Raw genomic sequence first — 19193 nt, 5'->3', positions numbered from 1 at the left:
GTTAGAAGTGCGTGTTGAAGCTCACCAGTCCGAAGACCAGGATGAACCAGCCGAGATAGAGCGCAGCGAGCGCGAGCAGTGTCTCGCCCAGCCGCACATGCAGGCTGCGTGATCCCAGGCGCCAGCTGTTGATTGCATGCAACACGACAGCAAGTGCGCCGAGCAGCGCAACCACGCCGAAGACGTACAGCGCCGTCATCCATGGCGCAGCAGTGCCTTGCAGCAGCAGCGTCGGATGCGTGCCGATGGTTGCGGCCAGCACGAGCCAGCCTGTCAGATCGACGAACAGCGCCAGCGCGCCCAGTCGCGAGTACAGGCGGCTGCGACGCAGGGCCGGTAGCAGTTCCAGCGTGGCCCGGTAATGGTGACGCTGCCAACAGCCCAGGCCCCACGTCGCCAGTGTTGTCAGCAGGATTAGCAGGGACAGCCCCGCGAGCGGTGTTGCGGTGCCCTTGCTACGTGCAGCGGAAACACGCTGGAACACCATGACGGGGGCGATGTAGGTAGTGGTCCAGTAACGGATGTGGCCGTCTGCGTCCGCGACGAAGCTCAGCCGATCCCTGCCGTTCATTTCGCGGTACTTCAGCGGTGCGACTTCGCGCCAGCGCAACGGTTCACCAGCGTCGTTGCTGAGCATGGGCGACACCGTCAAGGTGCCATCCGACGATGCGGCGACATGGAACTGCGAAAGCAGATTGAACAGACGCATTGCGCTGTCGTTGCGTCGTGACGTCTGGTACCAGCCGGCTACCTTGGTCGCGTCGGCGCTTGCGCTCAGCGGTGCCGGCGCCTGCACGGGCAACGGGGTCGGGAAGTAGCGATCAAGAAAGGCGTGGAAGATCGCCCGTCGCAGCGTCAGGGTGCCGCCGGCCGTGGGATTGCCGGCACTGTTGAATGAGAGGAACAGGCCCACGTCCTTATCCAGCAGCAGGTGCAGGTCGCTGTGGAACAACATGGTGTCGCCGGCGTGACCGATGATGCGCAGGCCGTTGCGGTTTTCCTGGTAGAAACCCAGGTCGAAGCCGGGCATGCCGGGCGCGGGTGCGTATTGCTGGCTGTGCATCAGCCTGACGGTGGCAGGTTGCAGGATTTGCGCGTCGCCGTAGCGACCATCCTGCAGCTGGGCGATCATGAATTTCGCCATGTCCGTCGCCGTCGTGCTCATCGCGCCGGCCGGCGGGGGATCGATCAGTTCGAACGGTTGTGGTTTGCCGTCGGAGGCGCGCAGATAACCCTTGGACATCAGCGGCGCCAGCGCCGGCGGTAGGGGTTGCGCGAAGGTTGAATGGCTCATTCCCAGTGGCTGCAGGATGTGCTGTTCGATGTACTGCGCGAAGGGTTCGCCAGAAGCCCGCTGCACGATGTAGCCGGCCAGTCCGCAGCCATAGTTGGAATAGGCCACGATCTTGCCGGGCGGAAAGATGCGTGTCGGCAGCCGATCCTTCAGGTAGCGCTGAAGGTCCAGGTCCTTGGGTGACGCCGGCATCAGGCCACGGGTAACGTCTTCGAAGCCTGCGGTATGCGTCATCAGCTCGCGCAAGGTGATCGGTTTGCCGTGCCAGGCCGGGATGTGGAAGTCGAGATAGTCATTGATGTCGCGATCCAGGCTCAACTTGCCTTGTTCCACCAGCTGCATCACCGCCGTCCAGGTGAACAGCTTGGAGGTGGAGCCGGGCCGGAACAGCGTGTCGTCCGACGATACCGGCGTGCGCGTGGCCAGGTTGGCATAGCCGTAACCACGGGTGAACAGCACCTTGCCGTCCTTCACCACGACCACCACGCCACCGGCGATGTCGTCGCGACGAAGTGCGTACGGCATCAGGCCATCGAAGAAGGACCCGAGATCTTGCTGCGTCAATGCCGGAGCATCTGCCGCCGGACCATTCGTGGACGCGTTGACGGCGGGTGAAGGTGGCAATGCAGTCGACTGTGCCATCGCCACACTCAGGCCGACGCTGGCGACCAAGGCGACCAGGCCTCTCAATGCTCGGTTCATGCGTGAATTCCCTTGGTGCCTGGCAGGAGCTTGCTCGTCATTTCGTTCAATGCCTCTCAGCTTTCCGTGGCAGGAGCGACTTGTAGGAGCGGCTTCAGCCACGATGCTTTTGGCATGGCGCCCGAAAAGCCTGAAAAGCATCGCGGCTGAAGCCGCTCCTACAGGGCTGTGCGTCCGGCTTCAGCAAGCGGCGACTCAGAAATCGACGCTGACTGTCACACCGACCGTGCGCGGCGTTTGCACCGTGGCATTGAACGGGCTGCCCACGGGGTTCAGCGTCTCCGGCCATACCGAGGTGATGCCGTGCCGGTTGGCCAGGTTCTTGGCGTAGACCTTGACGCTCCAGTCGCCGAGATTCACGCCCGCATACAGATCGATATTGTTGTAGGCAGGCAGGTAGACGCGCGGTGCGGGAATCTGGTTGAACTCCCCGGCGCGCCGGCCGACGTAGCTGAAGTTGCCGCCCACGAAGCCGGACCAACTGCCCATCGGGAAGTTGTAGTCGGCACCCAGGTTGGCACTCCACTTCGGCACGTACGGCAGGGGATTGCCCTTGAGGCCGTAAACACTGCCTGTCGGATTGTCCTTGGCGAGGCTGGCGTCCGTGTAGGAGGCGTTTGACCACAGAGTGAGGCCACGCAGCGGATGAAGCCGCCAGCTTGCCTCGAAGCCTTGGCTGATAGCCTTGCCGCCGTTGCTGAGGAAGCCGATGCCGCCGACGACGGACGTCAGCTGAACCTTGGACCAGTCGATGTAGAAGGCATCAACGTCGAGGCTCATGCGCCCGTCGAGCATCATCGTCTTCAAGCCGAGTTCGTAGTTGACCAGCTTGTCCGGCTCAAAGGTCAGTGGTGCACCCAATCCGGGCGAGACACCGACGTTGGCGCCGCCGGGGCGGAAGCCGGAGGCCACGCGCACATAAGCCATGACGTTGTCGGTGAACTTGTAGCTGGGATTGACGAGATAAGTGACCGGGTGATCGCTGCTGCGCGAAGTGAAGTCCGTGTCGCCGATGAGCAGACCCGTGCTGGTTTGCGAATACGTGGTGCGGTCGTTGCTGTAACGGGCGCCGACCAGCACGCTCAGCTTGGACGTGGGGTGCCAGGTCAGGTCGCCATAGCCGGCCCATTCCGTGAACAGTGCCGGTCCCACGGAGACATGAGCGATGGTCGGCAAGGCGATCGGCGTCCCGGTAGTGGCGTCGAAGGTCGCCATGTCCTGTTGGTCCACGGTGCGTTCGTGGGTGAAGAACAGGCCGGTGCGCCATTCCCAGGTCTGGTCTTCGGGCGACTGCAGGCGGAGTTCCTGCGTGACCTTGTTCAGCGCAATCGGCTGGACTTCCGCATAACCGCCGTTTGACAGGCCAAACATCGGGTTCAGCAGCGGGCCGTAAAGAGCAGTGTTGTCGACGTTTTCATTCAGTCGCAAGGTGCCGTAACTGCTAGTGGAAACCAGCTTGGCCCAGCCGAAGTCGGCCTTGACCGACAAGTCGTAGAGGCGGTACTTCACCTTGAACAGGCCGGTGCCGGCGGCGCGCGCCTGCTTGTTCCAGCCGTAGACCGGCTGCAGCGTGGCCGGATCGAGGTCGATGCCACCATTGGCCACGCCATTGCTGCTCAGGTTCTGCGCCAGCGCCGAGAAGCGTACCGAGACCTTGTCGTTAGGAGTCCACAGCACTTGCGCGCGCCCTCCGCGAACCTCGGCCTTGTTCACTTCCGATTGGCCGGTGCTGACGTTGTCGATGTAACCCGGATCGGTGCGGGCATACGTGTTGACGCGCAAACCGAGCGTGTCGGCCACCAGCGGGATGTTCACCATCGCATGCGAGCCAAAACCGCTGCCGCCGCCGGACACGCTGTTGACGTCGACATCGGCATGCGCGCTGGCCTGAGTCGTATCCGGGGGTGTCGTGACGAACTTGATCAGGCCGCCCAGCGTGTTTGATCCATAGAGCGTGCCTTGCGGTCCGTGCAGCACTTCGATGCGCTGCACGTCGCTGGGATCGATGTCCGGCGTCAGCATGCTGCCGGCCGCGTAAATGGTGCTGGAACCGTACGGTGTGTCGTCGATGTATGTGCCCACGGTCGCGTTGGGCTGGTGGCTTCCCGAGGTGATGCCGCGAAGGACCAGCTGGGTCCAGCCCTCGCCCGAGGAGATGGCGTTCAGGCCAGGAACCTGGGCCACGTAGTCGGCAAAGCTGGTGGCGCTCTGGCGGGAAAGCTGATCCTGCGTCAGCACCGACACGGCCATGGGGACGTACTGCAACGGCTCGCTGCGCTTGTCGGCCGTCACGATGATGGTGCTGAGCCGCGTCACTTCCCTTTGGGTGGCCTCGGTTTTGGCGGTGGCAGGAATATGGCCACGTGCCTGCGTGTCGGTCTTGCTAGCCATCGGTGGAACCGTTTGTTCCTGACCGCTGTCCTTGGCCATTAGTCCCAGCGGACAGGCCATGGCCACGGCAACGGCCAGGCAGATATAGCGACGTGCATACGGCGATAGATACATGTCCATGACGCTCCCCCACGAGAAACGGATAGCCCGTACCTGTATTGGTAGCATGCTACCAGTTAAAAGGTCAATGATTGATTTATACCATTTTGCCATCGTGCCGATCGGGGAATGTTCGGGGCGGAAGTGGATTGCGCCTGGCGCGGACGTTTTTCCTTCCTGCGGGAGACGCCTCACATGCACGGTCTGTTTGAAGCCGGTGCTTCGATACCGTGAAGCACAGACTCATCATGGCCAGTCCGTTACGATGGGCGCTGGCCATCAGACGCCCTGCCATGAACAAGCAATCCCTGCGCGACGTTACCGTGCCCACCGCCATTGGCGTTTTCATGTTGCTCACGCTGGGCATGGATATCTCCATGCCTCTCGGGTACGCCATCTGGTGCCTGTATTTCATTGCCGTGGGAGCCACGCTGTTCCAGTCGCGGCCCGGCATGCCCTTTTACGTGGCGATCGCGGCGACGGTGCTGCTCTATCTGGGGTTTGAGTTGTCCCCGCACGGGATCAACGACAAGATTTCCCTGGTCAGCCGCGGCATAGGCATGGTCTCGGCATGGGCTGTGGCCTTTGTGTCGTGGCAGGCGCTGCGGAACCGGCGCGATTCGGAACGCCTGCTCTGGCTGCAGCGCTGCCGCAATACCTTGTCGGATGTGTTGCGGGGCGACCAGAGTCCGGAGTCGCTCGCGGTGAATGCGGTGTCCTCGTTGTGCCGCAGCCTGCAGGCGCAATGCGGAGCGTTGTATCTGCTGCAGGGGGACCATCTGGTGCTGGCGGGCGGACTTGCGTTGAGCGAGCGCCAGCCGCGCAAGCTGGATCGGCATTCCGGACTGCTTGGCGCGGCGCTGCAAGCTGGTGTGACGCGCCAGGTCGGGGCGTTGCCGGCCGATCATCTCCCGGTGGTCTCGTCGCTTGGACGCAGCGCGCCGGCGGAGCTGTTGTTGATGCCAATCACCGTCGATGGCATGGTCAGCGGCGTGATCGAGCTGGGCCGACTGGCGCCCCGGGATGTGTACGGCGCCGACCAGACGTTGCTGGAACAGACCGGCGAATTGATCGGCATCGCCCTGCAGACGGCCCTGTTCCGCAGGCGCCAGAACGAGCTGCTGGAGGAGACCCAGCAGCAGAGCGAAGAGCTGCAGACCCAGCAGGAAGAATTGCGGGTGGCCAACGAAGAGCTGGAAGAGCAGAGCCGCGCATTGCAGCACTCGCAGGCTTCGCTGGAGTCGCAGCAGGCCGAGCTCGAGCAGACCAACGTGCAGCTGGAGGAGCGCACGCAGGAACTGGAGCGGCAGAAGCAGTCGCTGGTCAAGGTGCAGTCGGACCTGGTCAGGAACGCGCAGTCGCTGGAAGCGACCAGCCGCTACAAGTCCGAATTCCTGGCCAACATGTCGCACGAGTTGCGCACGCCGCTCAACAGCTCGCTGATCCTGGCCAAGCTGCTGGCCGACAACAAGTCCGGCACGCTGACCGACGAGCAGGTCAAGTACGCGCAGGCCATCCATTCCTCCAACAACGACCTGCTGGCGCTGATCAACGACATCCTCGACCTGTCCAAGATCGAGGCCGGACACGTGGAGTTGAACATCGAGCCGGTCTCGCTCGGAACGATCTTCCAGCGCGTGCGCGATACGTTCGAGCCGCTGATCAGCCAGAAGCGCCTGCGCTTCGTGCTGGGCAGTCCCCCGGAACTGGCCGCGCCGATGCAGGGCGATACGCAGCGTATCCTGCAAATTCTCAAGAACCTGCTGGCGAACGCGATCAAGTTCACCAACGCGGGCGAGATCTCGCTGCGGGTGGAAACGGTCGCGCGTGATCGCGTGCGCTTCATCGTCTGCGACAGCGGCATCGGCATTCCGCGCGACCAGCAGGCGGTGATCTTCGAGGCTTTCCGCCAGGCCGATGGCGGCACCAGCCGGCGCTTCGGTGGCACCGGCCTGGGGCTTTCCATTTCGCGCGAGCTGGCCCAGCGCATGGGCGGCGACATCAGTGTCGACAGCGAGCCGGGGCGGGGCAGTTGTTTCACCCTGGAATTGCCGCTGCACGGTACGGTGGCGACGCCTGCGCCGAAAGCGGTGTCGCCGCCACTCGTGCCCGTTCCCATGCCGGCGCCGGCGGAGCCTGCGGTCAGCCCGGCGGCCCCTCATGCCACCCCGGACACGGCACCGCCTTCGTCCGGGCAGGAGGTCGAGGACGACAGCGCGTCGCGGCAGCGCCCCGGCCGCCTGATTCTTGCGGTGGAGGACGACTCGACCTTTGCGCAAGCCCTGGTCGAGCTGGCGCACGAGCTGGATTTCGATTGCGTGGTGGCCTCCACGGCGGAGGATGCGCTGCGACTGGCACCGGAGCTTTCGCCCAGCGGCATCCTGCTGGACATCGGCCTGCCGGATGCCTCGGGCCTGAGCGTGCTCGAACGCCTCAAGCGCGACCCGGCGACCCGGCACATCCCCGTGCACGTCGTCTCGGCGCTGGACCGTACGCATACCGCGCTGGAACTCGGTGCGGTCGGTTTCGTGCTCAAGCCGGCCACCCGGGACCGCTTGGCGGAGGCCATCCAGCAGCTGGAAGACCGCCAGCAGCGCGAGGTGCGCAACCTGCTGATCATCGAGGACGACGCGCAGCTGCGCAGCAATCTCAAGTTGTTGCTGGCGCAGGATCATCTCAACATCGTGGCGGTAGGAACGGTCGCCGATGCACTGGAGCAACTGTCCGCGACGACGTTCGATTGCATGATCACCGACCTCGCGCTTCCGGACGGTACCGGTTACGACCTGCTCAAGCACATGGCAACGAACGAATCGCTGTCGTTCCCGCCGGTCATCGTCTACACCGGGCGCGCGCTCACGCGGGACGAGGAGCAGCGGCTGCGGCGCTACTCGAAGACCATCATCATCAAGGGTGCGCGCTCGCCCGAACGCCTGCTCGACGAGGTGACGCTGTTCCTGCACAGCGTCGAGGCGAGCCTGCCGGCGAGCCAGCAGCGCCTGCTGCGGCAGGCACGCCAGCGTGACGCGATGCTCGACGGCCGCACGATCCTGCTGGTAGAAGACGATGTCCGGAACATCTTCGCGCTGACCGCCGTGCTCGAACCACTGGGCGTCAACCTGGAAGTGGCGCGCAATGGCCGGGAGGCGCTGGAGCATCTCCAGCAACATGACGTCGACCTGGTATTGATGGACATCATGATGCCGGAAATGGACGGCTTGACGGCCATGCGCCGCATCCGCGAACAGCCGCAGCTGGCGAGCCTGCCGATCATCGCGTTGACCGCCAAGGCGATGGCGGATGACCGTGAGGAATGCCTGGCTGCTGGCGCCAACGATTACATCGCCAAGCCGATCCAGATCGACAAGCTGGTGTCGTTGTGCCGGGTGTGGTGTCCCAAATAATGCGCGACCAGGAAGCCGAGCTGCGCGATCTGGAGATCCGCCTGCTGCTGGAGGCGGTCTATCTCCGCTATCACTACGATTTTCGCGATTACGCGACGGCATCGCTGCGTCGGCGCATGACCCAGGCGATGATGAAATTCGGCTGCGCGCGGATCAGCGATTTGCAGCATCGGCTGCTGCACGAGCCGGCGTTGTTCTCGCAGATGCTGCAGTATTTCACGGTGCAGGTGTCCGAGATGTTTCGCGACCCGGGCTACTTCCTGGCCTTGCGCCAGCATGTCATCCCGGTCTTGCGCACCTATCCGTCGATCAAGCTGTGGGTGGCCGGCTGCAGCAGCGGCGAGGAGGTCTGGTCGCTCGCCATCCTGCTGCACGAAGAGGGCTTGCTGGAGCGCTCGCTGATCTACGCCACCGACATCAACACCGAAGCCCTCAAGGCGGCCGCCGGTGGCCGCTTCGACGTGGCCAACGTGGCCGGCTACAGCAAGAATTACCAGGCATCGGGCGGCAAGGCCTCGCTGGGCGATTACTACACCAGCGCCTACGACGGCGTGATCTTCGATCGCAGCCTGAAGAAGAACATCGTCTTCGCCGACCACAGCCTGTCCACCGACAGCGTGTTCTCGGAAGTGCAGCTGGTTTCGTGCCGCAACGTGCTGATCTATTTCAACCGCGCGCTGCAGGACCGCGCCGTGGGCCTGTTCCGCGACGCGCTGGTACGCGGCGGATTCCTCGGCCTGGGCAACAAGGAATCGCTGCAGTTCGGTACGCATGCCGATGCTTTCGAGCCGGTGGTGCGCGAGCAGCGCATCTACCGGAAAATCGCGCCGTGAAGCCGTCGCTGGATTGGCAGCACGACATCGACGCCATCGTGGTGGGCGCGTCGGCGGGCGGGGTGACCGCGCTGCGCGAACTGCTGGGCGCATTGCCGGCGGATTTCCGGCCGCCGATGCTCATCGTGCTGCACCTGCCCAGGCATCGGCCGAGCACGATTGCCGAGGTTCTGGGTGCATACTGCGCATTGCCTGTGTACGAGGCGTGCGACAAGCAGCGGATCGAACGTGGCTCGGTCATGTTTGCTCCGCCGGATTACCACATGCTGGTGGAGGACGAAGCCAGCGTGGCGTTGTCACTCGACGAGCCGGTGCTGTTTTCGCGACCGGCGATCGATCCGTTGTTCAGCTCGGCTGCCGCTGTTTTCTCGAATCGCCTGCTGGCGATCTTGCTGACCGGGGCGAGTACGGATGGCAGCAACGGCCTTGCCGCGGTGCGCCGCGCGGGAGGCACTGCGTGGGTACAGGCGCCGGAAGACGCCACTGCATCGATGATGCCGGCGGCGGCGCTGGCTTATGCTGGGGCCGAAGCGGTCCTGACTCTTGAGGAAATCTGCCAGCGGATGCGCAATCGAGCATGAATACATTCCACTCCGAGAACAACGCACCGGCTGATGCAGCGCCGGTGAACATCCTGATCGTCGACGACATCGCGCAGAACCTGATCGCGATGGAGGCGCTGCTTCGCGCCGAAGGCCGCCACGTCCTGCTCGCCTCGTCGGGTGCGGAGGCGCTGGAGATGCTGCTCACGCATGACGTGGCACTGGCCCTGCTCGACGTGCAGATGCCGGAGATGGACGGTTTCGCGCTGGCCGAACTGATGCGCGGATCGCAGAAGACGCGCGACGTGCCGATCATCTTCCTGACCGCTTCGCCCAACGATCCGCTGCGTTCCTTCAAGGGCTACGAATCCGGCGCCGTCGATTTTCTGCACAAGCCGATCGATCCGTACGTGATCGAAGGCAAGGTCAAGGTCTTCATCGAGCTCTATCGGCAACGGCAATTGCTGAGCGAAAAGAACCAGCAGTTGGAAAAGTCGCTCAAGCTCAACGAGACCATGATCGCGATCCTCTCGCACGACCTGCGCACGCCGCTGTCGGTGATCGTGCTGTGTGCCGACGTGCTCAAATCGGCGCTGGGCGAGGGCGAGTTTGCGCGCAACATCGCGCACATGCACACCAGTGCGCATCGCATGTCACGCATGATCGGGCAGCTGCTGGAATTTTCGCGCATCCGTTCCGAAGTGCTGCAGATCGAGGCATGCGAGGCGGATTTGTCCGAGGTCGCCGACGCGGTGCTCGACGAAGTGCGCATGGCCCATCCGGACCGCGAGTTTTCGCTATCCGTTGCGGGTGGCGTGAAAGGCCACTTCGACCGCGATCGCCTGGCCCAGGTTTTCTCCAACCTGATCGGCAACGCCCTGGAGCACGGCGACCCCACCCGTCCCATCGAGGTGATGCTCGATGGCACCGACCAGGGCCAGTTGGCGCTCAAGGTGAAGAACGCGGGCACCGTCCCGGAAGACCTGCTGCCTAACCTGTTCGACCCCTTCAGGTCGGGCAAGAACTCCAAGTCCGGCCTGGGCCTTGGCCTGTACATCGTCGATCAGTTCGTGCGGGCACATCGTGGCCGCGTGGAAGTGGCCAACGTGGACGATGGCGTGGTGTTCAAGGCGCAATTCGCGCGGCACGTGCCCGGCGTCGCCGATTTGCCCAGTGAAGCTTAGCGCTGGGCGGAGGTTGAATCCGGTCCACCGCGTTCCTATCCAGCCGGACACGCTGTTCCCGCATGCGGAGTACCGTGCAAGCGGCAAAAGGATGGCTCGGCGAATGCCGGGCAAACCGCCGGAGTCGCCGTCAGTGCCTGCCGGGTGATACGCACTTTCCTGCACCGATCTTTTCCGCCGCCTTGAACACCGCCTGGTTGGCGGCGCGTACGCGTGCGAAGTCCATTTTTTCCACGCGTCGGTCGTAGGTCAGGAAGCCGTTGACTTCGTGTTCGACGTCGGTCAGTTGTGTATACACGGCTGCACCAAGACCGTCTTTTTCGACCAGCGGCAGCAGTTCCGCCTGGAGTTTCTCATAGCGGGTTGTCAGTGCTTCGGCATCGGGCTCCATGACGTACGAATCGTGCTTGCCGGGCCACATGTGGCCCGGCACCCGTTCGCCCAGGCCGCCATATTCGCCCAGCGCCGCGGCGCGGGTGGCGCTGGGGCGTGGCGGTGTGCCGGGACCGACATAGATATGACGGTCGTTGAAGTCGCCGTTGCCGGGGTCGCCCGGCGCCTTGCGATATCCGGGCGCGTTGTTGTAGCCGGTATTGCCATCGACCAGCCGTGTCGGATCGAGCTGCTTGGTCCAGGCCGTGATCCGGGCCACGTCGTAGGCGCCCCAGTTCTCGTTGAAGGGCACCCACGTGACGATGGCCGGCGAGTTGGCGTGTTGCTTGATGATGGACTGCCATTCACGCTCGAACTCGTCGCGGACCTGGTGGGGGTGGTCATCGGGGAGCCACATGGAGGGCATGTCCTGCCAGACCAGCAGGCCGAGTTTGTCTACCCAGTAATACCAGCGCTGCGGCTCGACCTTGGCATGCTTGCGGATCATGTTGAACCCCAGCCGCTTGACCGTCTCCAGATCGTGTTTGATGGCGGCATCGCTGGGCGCGGTATAGATCCCGTCGGGCCAGTAGCCCTGGTCCAGCGGACCCATCTGGAACACGAACTTGCCGTTGAGCATCGGTCGCAGCTGGCCGTTGACCATTCCGAGACAGATGCTGCGCATGCCGAAATAGCTTTGCACTTCGTCCAGCACGCGACCGTGCCCATCAAGCAGACGTACCGCGAGACCATAGAGATAGGGGTCGTGCGGTGACCATGCGTGTGGCTGAGCCACATGAATTTGTACGGGGCCCGATCCGTTTTGGGTCGACTTGTCGATAGTCTTCCCATCGGCAATCACGGACACCTGAACCTTGCTGGCCACACCCTGCACCAGCGGTTTTACGGTCACTGTCGACTGGTCCAGGTTCGGATGGATCACCAGGCGTTTGATATACGTCTCGGGCACGGGTTCGAGCCAGACGGTTTGCCAGATGCCCGAGGTGAAGGTGTAGTCGCCGTGGTCGATGGCGCCCTTGCCGCTGGAATGCCTGCCATCGTGGGTATCCCGTGCGCCGACGATCACTTCATTCGCTCCGGGATGCAGCCATCGGGTGATATCGATGGTGAAGGCTTCCCAATCACCCCGGTGCGTGCCGGCGCGGTGCCCGTTGATATAGATCACCGACTGGTAGGAAATGGCGCCGAAGTGCAGCAACACCCTGTGTCTGGCCCAGGTTTTCGGAATCGCGAACCGGCGCCGATACCACATGTTGATTGGTTGCTTTTCCATGATGCCGGAGAGGTACGATTCCGGCGGAAAAGGCACCCGGATCTGTCGAGGCCTGGCGGGAAACTGCGGTGGGGTGGCGCTGCGCAGGGATGGATCCGCTCGATGTGGGCCGCTCATGTAGTCCCAGCGACCATTCAAGTTGAGCCAGTTGCGCCGTGTCATTTGCGGTCTGGGATAATCGGGCAGAGGAATCCGACTGTTCATGGCTGCTGCGGTCCATGGTGTCGTCAGTGGTGCGACCAGCTGCTCCTTTGCCGCCATCGCCGTTGTCGGAGCCAGCGCAACGACCAGCCATAGTGCCGCGATCGCACATCGTTTCCTGTCGCGCCGCTGTCTGATTCCCATGGTTGCCTTCCTGTCGAATTGTTGGGTCCGCTACCGACGAGGGTGGGGCGGAAAACGGGGTTTTGCGCTATCGGGTCGTGTCATTGCCCGGTCGTGGAAGGACATCCATTTCGTCGATCTTCCCGGGAGATCACGCACAACGGATGGGACTAACTTTTTGCCGGGACGCCCAGCTCAAGCAGAATTACGCCATGGGCCGGTACCTGAAATACGCGGCGCGTGTCGATATCGCCCAGGTCGCGATGCCGCCACAGATCGCGTGCAGGCACCGCGCCATGCAGCCCCAGTGCCTCGAAGTCGAGCGTGGCGCCGAGCGGATGATCGAGCGTGTTGAACAATCCCACTGCCAGTGTGCCGTTGGCCAGCGGGCGCGCCCACAACTGGATCGGTCCGCGTTGCGCGACCCGACGCCCCTGCACACCGCGCGGATCCTGGTCGATGGCCAGCACTTCCGGGTTGGTCAGCACGGCGCGTGTGTCCGCATTCATTGCCGACAGATCGTTGCCGGCAATCAGTGGCGCGGCCAGCAGCGTCCACAGGCTCATGTGGGTACGTTCCATCGCCGGGTCGTCCATGCCCGGGTTGCCGATCTCCAGCATGTCCGGATCGTTCCAGTGGCCCGGGCCGGCGTAGCGCTGCAGCCCCAGTTGCGAGGTGGCGTTGAACAGCATGCTCTGGTAGTTGGACCGGATGTCGGCGCTGCTGCGCCACAGGTTGCCACCCACGGCGGCACCCCACGTCCAGATGCGACCCCAGCCGCCATTGCACAAGGCGTAAACGATGGGTCGGCCGGTGGCATCGAGTGCATGGTGCATGCGCAGGTAGGCCGCTTTCATCATGGCCACCTGTCGCGCCGGCGGCTTGCCTTCCAGTTGTCGGGTGAAGCTGCACATGTCGTACTTGAGGTAGTCCACGCCCCAGCTGGCGAACGTCCGTGCGTCTTGCGCCTCGTGACCCGCGCTGCCGGCGTAGCCGCCACAGGTGCGTTTGCCAGGCGAGGAGTAGATGCCGAACTCCAGCCCCTTGGCGTGTACATAGGCGGCCAGTGCCTTCATGTCCGGAAACTTGGCGTTGGGGTGTAGCACGCCGCGTGCGTCGCGCTCGCCCTGCCAGCCGTCGTCGATGATGACGTAGCGGTAGCCGGCTGCGGCCATGCCGCTGGATACCAGTGCGTCGGCCGCGTGGCGGATATCCGCCGCGGTGACGGCGGTGCCGAAGTGGTTCCAGCTGTTCCAGCCCATCGGCGGTGTACGCGCCGGCGTGGCGGTGTCCACGGCGAAGGACCTTGCCGCGGCGGACCATGCCAGCAGCATGATCGCCAGCAGCAGGCAGCACAGCGAGTACATTCCGTGCCGACGGGTGAGGGCGAGGCGTTTTCCGTCGGCCGACGCAAGCGTGGAGACATTCTTCATCGAGGGCTCTCGGTCAATGCTTCGGAGGATGGGCGGAGGTTTTTCCGGAAGCCGCTCCTGCCGGCGAGGCGAACAGCTCGCGGTAGCCAGGTGCGGGCACCAGGCGAACGTGCAACGCGCTGCGGTAGTTACCCAGCGTCACCAGCGATACCTTGCCCAGTCCGCCGCGAGTACCGGTATTCCAGTCAGCGATCGCAATCGTGTTCCGGCCATGTGGATTCAACAGCCCGGCAGGCAGGTTGAACACGCGCTGCGGACCGGTCGCATTGATGTAGCGGCCGACCTGCCAGCCGTTGATGAAGATCAGCGCACGATAGTGGCGCGAGGGATCGTCACTGATCTTCAGCCCGATCGGCACGTCCTGGCCGACCGGCACATCCAGCGTGAAGGTTATGCGGTACCAGTCGACGCCGGGCGTGCTGGTGGTCCTCGGCATGGTGGCCGCAGTCCAACCCTGGTCGGGATAGCCTGGCAGCGACCAGCCCATGCGCTCGCCGTACAGGCCGCCGTTGTTCATCGGGCCGCGTACCGGGTCTGCGGGCACTTCGCCGCCGCGATCGCCCTGGATCTTCCACTTTATCGTCGGCGACGCGCCCAGCAGAGTGGCGGATTCCAGTCCGCGCGGCTGCTTGAACAGGTCGTCGCCGCTGCCGTCCTGGTTGTGCCCCATGTTGCCGACCAGCACCGACAGCACGTTGTCCTTGCCGACTTTCAGGTCGGCGGGATCGAAGCCGAAGTAGCTGGCGCCGCTGGGGTAGTCGCCCAGGTAACGGCCATTGAGCCAGACCGTGAAGCGGCCATGGTTGCCCTGGTGGGTTCCCGGCGAGGCGGCGAGGATGACGCCTTGCTCGCGACCAGTGGCGGTGAAATGACCGCGATACCACACGTTACCGTGGTGGAACCCGTAGTCGTCGCTGTTGAGGATGGGCAGGTGGCCGTTCCAGTTCGGGTTGTTCGAACTTTTCCGGTTCGCAGCCGGCCAGTGCGAGTCGTCGAAGGAGGGTTGGATTTCCGGGGCACCCGGCTGGTATTTCCAGTCGGTCAGTTGCGGCAGGGTCACCGGCTGCGGTCCGTCGAGCTGCCCGAGCAGGCTGCCGGAAGGCGTCGTCTCGGCATGGACGGGATGGCCGTTCCAGGTGAACTCGTGGACGTCGGCGGGGGCGAATACTTCCACCGTGGTGGCCTTGTCGGTATCGCCGGTCAGTTCGATCGTGCGTGGCACTGCTGGAGCGGCGGCGAGCGATGCCGTACGCACGAGATAGGGGCCGCGCACCAGCACGGCGCCGCTTTGCGTGTCGAGTTTCCAGAAGCGTTCTGCCGTCTGGTCGTCGCCGATCAGCAGCAATAGCGAATGCTGGCCGGATTGGATCAGCACGCGCGTCAGGCCTTCGTGCGTGTAATTCAGCCTCAGCTGGCCGCGGGTGGCATCCCATGCGGTGACCACCTTGCCGGAAAGCACCTGGACCGACGGCTTCGCCCGATAGGTGAATACGGTTTCGCCATCCTCGCCACGGCGGCCGTAGATGACCGCGATATCGCGCTTGCCCTGGCTGAGGTTGGTCATCCAGTCGGAGGTGGAATACAGCAGATTCTGCCCTCCGAAGTGATAGTCGGCCAGCAGGATCTTGGAGTCACGGCCATCGATTCGCAGCGCGGTGCCCGCTTGTTGCGGGATCCGCGTGTAACGGTCCAGTGCTGCCGCGCTGCTGCGATCACCGCGGCCCAGGTCGAGCCAGAGGTGGGTGCTGTCGGCGGCGGTGGAGCTCGCGTCGGCGTGGCGCAGGATGTAGAACTGCGTGTCGTCGACCGGATTGATCCGCGCATCCAGGCGCAAGGCGGGATTGTCCGGCGACTTGGCCGCCATCCGGTCGGTCTGGGTCAACGGTTGCACCGCCCGGGTGAAATAGCCGAGCAGTTTCTGCTGGTCGTACTTGGCGGTCAGTCGTCGCGCCGCATCGATGGGTGCGGCGTAGTCGTAGGAGGTGTATACGCCGGGCGAGGCCAGCCAGCCCCAGTTGATGCCGCCGTAGGTCATGTAGAAATTCTGCATGGTCGAGCCGCTGGCCATCATGGCTTCGTAGTACACGCGCTCGAAGGCCGGGCCGGTGAGTTGGCGGCACTTTGCGTAACCCGGGCCGCCCCAGGGGTCGAACGAGCCGCCCTGGTATTCGGGAAAGAACAGCGGAGCATGGGTCAGCGCACGACGCTCGCGGGTGTAATCGTAAAGTTCACTCCACTGCTGCGGACGCGAGCAGTCGAAGCCCAGCGGGTAATCGTCGTAGCCCGGGATATCGATTGCACCGACGCCGTGCTCGAAGCTTCCATTGTGGTTGCCGACAAGCGGCACCGTGATGCCATCGGCACGGGCCTTTTGCTCGATGTCGCGCATGTAGCGGCGCCCGGCTGGAGAGTTGTCGTAGAACTCGTTCTCGACCTGGTAGAGGATCACCGAACCGGTTCCGTTGGTGAGCTGGTGGCGGGCCAGGATGCGGTCGATGCGGGTGAGCCATTCCTTGTAGGCGGCGGTGTAATCCGGCGCCGGCGAGCGTGCCCGGCCCTTGACCGCGATCAACCAATCGGGGAAACCGCCGGCGTCGGTTTCCGCATTGATGTATGGGCCCGGCCGCGCGATGACGTAGAGGCCGGCCTTCTGGGCGTCGTCGAGTACGCGATCGACATCGCGGATGCCCGAGAAGTCGTAGCGCCCTTTGCGGGGCGAGTGGTAGGCCCAGTTGAAATAGATTTCCACGGTGTTGTAGCCGGCGGCCTTCATCTTCTGGAAGACATCTGTCCACAGGCTTGGGCTGGGCAATCGCCAGTAGTGGAACGAGCCCGACCATACATAGATGCGCCGACCGTCGATCTTCAGCGAGTAGCGGTCGTAGCTGATGGTGTGCCGTCGGGCCGGTTCATGGTCCTGTGCAGCCGCTGATGATGAAGCCCCCGCCAAGGCACTTGCCGACAAGCTTGCCAGCAACATGCAGACACCCCAGTGGCGCAGGCCAAGGCGACGCTTGCGTGAGGCGGGATCGACCCGGGGTGGTGTCGTCGACGTGGGTATCTGCATGTGTGTATCCGTGAATGGCCTGGACTTTTCGCGAAGCTGTAGCCGCGGCTCGTCCGTCGCAGTCGCATGGCGCGGCCAGGCGGTCGGCGTGATCAATGAGCCTGGACGAAACTTGCCCTAAGCGGCGTGTCCGCGGAGGACGGCCCTGCAAGAATCGTGTAGGTTCCTGGCAGGCGAAGCATGGTGTCCTTCGCCGTGTCGTAGACGGACAGGCACAGCGAATTCAACGGAACCGTGATGCGCTTTGATTCGCCCGGCGCGAGCTCGACCCGGTCGAAGCCGACAAGGCGCTTGTAAGTCTCTCCGGAGGCCTTCGGCAGTACCGCATAGACCTGGGCGATTTCGGCCCCGGCGCGCTGGCCGGTGTTCCTGACGGTAAGCGTGGCCGTGTGGCCATCACGGTCTACCGTCAGCCCCGAATACGCGTAGCTGGTGTAGGAGAGGCCGAAGCCGAACGGGAACAGCGGCTTGAGATGCTTCATCTCGAACCATTTGTAGCCGACCGCGGCCCCTGCCTTGTTGTAGTCCACGTCGAAAAAGACCGGCGTCTTCGACGCGGTTGTTGCGGTGATTCCGGCGATCTCGGGATGAGGCAGCTGGTTGTCGTTGCGGGGGAAGCTGACCGGCAGCTTGGCAGAGAAGTCGACATTGCCGAAGAGCAGGTCGGCAAGCGCCTGCGCACCACCGATCCCGGGATACCAGGCTTCGACGATTCCCTGCACCTTGTCGATCCAAGGCATGGCGACCGGGCCGCCGGTTTCGAGCACGACGAGGGTATGCGGATTGGCGGCGGCTACGGCGGCTACCAGCGCATCCTGGTCATGGGGCAGCGCGAGCGTGGGGCGGTCCATGCCTTCCTGCATGGGCTGGTTGACGAAAACGATGGCGACCTGGGCCGTTCGCGCCAGCGCGGCAGCGGCGGCCGGGTCAGTGCCCGGGTTGAAGTCGATTTTGGCAGCGGGTGCGTGTTCGCGGATGTATTTCAGGGGCGACGATGGGAAATAAATGCTCTCCCCTGCGTGGGCGCCGGGACCAATGGCGTTGCCGCCGGGCGCGTTCACCTGGGCCGAGCCGCCGCCCGAGGGCACGCCGACGTCGGCATGCGAGCCGATCAGGGCGATCGAGCGGATGGACGAAGCCTGCAAGGGCAGCAGGTGTGCCTCGTTTTTCAGAAGCACCATGCTTTCTTCGGCAAGCTGCTGGGCATCATCGCGGCCGCGGAAAGGGTTGATCACCGTGCGTGGCGTCGGCGGGTCATCGATGACGCCGGCGGCGAACATGCTGCGCAGGATGCGATGGTCCATGTCGTCGAGCCGCGACATGGGTACCTTGCCGGCGAGCACGGCCTGCTTCAGCGGTTCGCCAAAGTACTTGTCACTGGGCATCTCCTGGTCGAGGCCGGCGAGCGCCGCCTTGACGGTGGAGTGCGTACCGCCCCAGTCGGACAACACCCAGCCCTTGAAGCCGAAATCCTTCTTCAGCACGTCGGTAAGCAGCCAGTGGTTCTCGCAGGCGTAGACCGTGTTGACACGGTTGTACGAGCACATCACGCCAGACGGGTGCGCGATGCCAATGGCGATCTGGAAGGCGAGCAGGTCGCTTTCGCGCGCTGCGCGCTTGTTGATGTCGGCACTGTAGATCGTGCGTCCGGTTTCCTGATCGTTGAAGGCGTAGTGCTTGACGTCACCCATCAGGTGCTGGGCCTGTACGCCCTTCATCAGGTTGCCGGTCATGGTGCCGGCCAGCAACGGATCCTCGCCGGCGTATTCGAAATTGCGTCCGTTGCGCGGCTCGCGGGTGATATCGACACCGCCGCCGATGGACATGTTGAAACCCATTGCGCGCAGTTCGCGGCCAATCACGGAGCCGTACAGGAAAGCAGCTTGCGGATTCCAGCTCGAAGCGGCCCCCAGGGTCGAGGGCAACAGGGTTGCGTAGCGCCCCTGGAAGGTCGACACACGGACGCCCACGGCAGAGTCCGCCATGTTGATGCCGGGAATGCCAAGGCGATCAATGCCCGGTACAAAGCCGGCGCCGTAGTTCGAATGCGCGGGGACGTCCTGGCCGTCTCGGTGCACGATCCAGTGAGTGCCGTGGACCAGTTGGATCTTCTCGTCCAGGGTCATCTGCGCGATAACCAGATCGGCACGCCTGTCCGGCGAGAGTGCCTTGTTCATCCATGGCATCTTCGACACGTCCGGATGCATCGATGCCGGTGCCGCCATACTGGCGAAAGCCGCGAAAATCGACATGG

10 protein-coding genes are annotated in these 19193 nt (G+C 63.8%); 4 read left to right on the top strand and 6 right to left on the bottom strand.

Annotation, left to right across the window (positions count from 1 at the left end):
- Nucleotide 1: 1 nt before the first annotated feature.
- Together BMY90_RS03550 and BMY90_RS03545 are read right to left on the bottom strand one after the other, a co-directional pair.
- On the bottom strand, nucleotides 2–1996 hold the full coding sequence (locus BMY90_RS03550) for a serine hydrolase domain-containing protein (protein WP_092701613.1): 1995 nt from the start codon (nucleotides 1994–1996) through the stop codon (nucleotides 2–4).
- A 195-nt stretch (nucleotides 1997–2191) separates the two neighbouring features.
- Nucleotides 2192–4507 (bottom strand): TonB-dependent receptor, encoded by a 2316-nt coding sequence (locus tag BMY90_RS03545; protein WP_092701610.1) that lies wholly within the window; start codon nucleotides 4505–4507, stop codon nucleotides 2192–2194.
- Between the two features lie 272 nt (nucleotides 4508–4779).
- Between BMY90_RS03545 and BMY90_RS03540 the strand changes: the two genes are divergently transcribed.
- The 4 genes from BMY90_RS03540 to BMY90_RS03525 are packed head-to-tail and all read left to right on the top strand — an operon-like array spanning nucleotide 4780 to nucleotide 10449.
- Nucleotides 4780–7890 (top strand): response regulator, encoded by a 3111-nt coding sequence (locus BMY90_RS03540; protein WP_092701607.1) that lies wholly within the window; start codon nucleotides 4780–4782, stop codon nucleotides 7888–7890.
- Entirely contained in the window at nucleotides 7866–8723 is an 858-nt protein-coding gene (locus BMY90_RS03535) for a CheR family methyltransferase (protein WP_425438642.1), read from the top strand. The genes BMY90_RS03540 and BMY90_RS03535 overlap by 25 nt, the downstream gene beginning before the upstream one ends.
- Nucleotides 8720–9304, top strand: a complete 585-nt coding sequence (locus BMY90_RS03530; protein ID WP_092701599.1) for a chemotaxis protein CheB — start codon at nucleotides 8720–8722, stop codon at nucleotides 9302–9304. The genes BMY90_RS03535 and BMY90_RS03530 overlap by 4 nt, the downstream gene beginning before the upstream one ends.
- Entirely contained in the window at nucleotides 9301–10449 is a 1149-nt protein-coding gene (locus BMY90_RS03525; protein ID WP_092701596.1) for a hybrid sensor histidine kinase/response regulator, read from the top strand. Before BMY90_RS03530 ends, BMY90_RS03525 begins: the two co-directional genes overlap by 4 nt.
- A 130-nt stretch (nucleotides 10450–10579) precedes the next feature.
- Here BMY90_RS03525 and BMY90_RS03520 read toward each other — a convergent pair whose 3' ends face one another.
- From BMY90_RS03520 to BMY90_RS03505, 4 genes are all read right to left on the bottom strand, one after another.
- Nucleotides 10580–12460, bottom strand: coding sequence for a glycoside hydrolase family 2 protein (locus tag BMY90_RS03520; protein WP_092701593.1), 1881 nt, complete (start codon nucleotides 12458–12460; stop codon nucleotides 10580–10582).
- A 149-nt stretch (nucleotides 12461–12609) separates the two neighbouring features.
- The gene (locus tag BMY90_RS03515; RefSeq protein WP_245734854.1) at nucleotides 12610–13872 is read right to left on the bottom strand and encodes a glycoside hydrolase family 27 protein; all 1263 of its coding nucleotides are present in this window, start codon (nucleotides 13870–13872) and stop codon (nucleotides 12610–12612) included.
- A 13-nt stretch (nucleotides 13873–13885) separates the two neighbouring features.
- Nucleotides 13886–16939 (bottom strand): glycoside hydrolase family 35 protein, encoded by a 3054-nt coding sequence (locus tag BMY90_RS03510; protein ID WP_092701590.1) that lies wholly within the window; start codon nucleotides 16937–16939, stop codon nucleotides 13886–13888.
- Nucleotides 16940–17031: 92 nt separating this feature from the next.
- Nucleotides 17032–19191 carry a beta-glucosidase family protein gene (locus BMY90_RS03505; RefSeq protein WP_245734852.1) on the bottom strand — a complete coding sequence of 720 codons (2160 nt, stop codon included), beginning with the start codon at nucleotides 19189–19191 and terminating at the stop codon, nucleotides 17032–17034.
- Nucleotides 19192–19193 lie beyond the last annotated feature (2 nt).

It is taken from the genome of Rhodanobacter glycinis (assembly GCF_900114325.1).
Lineage (GTDB): Bacteria > Pseudomonadota > Gammaproteobacteria > Xanthomonadales > Rhodanobacteraceae > Rhodanobacter_A > Rhodanobacter_A glycinis.
Note: the sequence above shows the minus strand (reverse complement) of the source record. Positions and strands in the feature narration are given on the sequence as shown.